The organism is Bacillus sp. P4_D3 (assembly GCF_056401855.1).
On record NZ_JBFUIN010001255.1, the window covers coordinates 1 to 609 of the forward strand.

Annotated in this window: 1 protein-coding gene; it reads right to left on the minus strand. The window is 36.3% G+C overall.

Translation table 11 applies throughout. From position 1 onward, the window contains the following. The coding region (locus tag AC1DTM_RS30645; protein WP_477001726.1) for an acetate uptake transporter at positions 1-543 on the minus strand (543 nt) is incomplete at its 3' end. Positions 544-609 lie beyond the last annotated feature (66 nt).

The following is a 609-nucleotide window of genomic DNA, read 5'->3' on the forward strand; positions in this document are numbered from 1 at the left end:
TGAACCATAGAAAGATAATAATGAAATACATAGTTCAGAATACGCTGCTAAATTATGCATTGCGTGCGGCATAACACCTAAAGTACTTAATGAAAGACCGATAAATAAGAAATCAATAAGGACGAAAATCATAAATAATACTTTATGTGTTTCCATTGCACCAATTGTCATAAAGATCGTGAAAATCAAGTATCCGATAAAGGCTACCCCAAGCTGTTTTGAATCTGCAGTTTGGGCTAATTTTTCGCCAAATACTCCAAGTTGAATTAACCAAGTCATTCCAACACCTAACCAAAATAGGCCGTACGCACCAAATGCTGTTGTGCCGAACGTATTGTTATGCTTTGCATCGTGAATGCATGCAAAGATTTGTGCAAATCCTCCTAAAAAGATTGCCCATGGTAATACAAGTGAAACGCCATCTGTTAAGCCTAACTTTTGAGATGATGCTACAAGTGTTACCATCGCTAATCCAAATAGACCAATTCCAGATGGATCTGCTGTTGTCATTTTCACATGATGTGTAGTAGTTTGATTGCTCATATAAACCTCCTGATTATAAACATACTCGAATACAATACTTAAATCAGAAGGCTATGTCAATGGTTT